The 243-nt window shown below is 28.0% G+C and carries 1 pseudogene; it reads left to right on the top strand.

What is annotated here, in order from left to right:
- Positions 1-243 (top strand): annotated as a pseudogene (locus tag ACX6CF_RS26690) (SufBD protein); the annotation flags it as partial.

The raw sequence follows: 243 nt of genomic DNA, 5'->3' as shown, positions 1-243 counted from the left end.
CAATTTGCATCATTGCTCAATCATAATAATTCATATCATCGTGACATAGGAATGACATTAATTGCTAATGTTACAGCAGTTGATGTTGATAATAAGTTTGACCACATCTTTGATGAATATGTTAAATGTATTGATGATGAAAAATTCATGACTGCTCAATGCTGTGTAAGAAATTTAAAAAAAATACTTAAGTACAGAGAAGAGCTTATAGAGAAAATAAGTAATATGGTACTTAATATAGAG

This window comes from Vallitalea sediminicola, from assembly GCF_054408565.1.
This window is presented reverse-complemented; position numbering and strand designations above follow the sequence as displayed.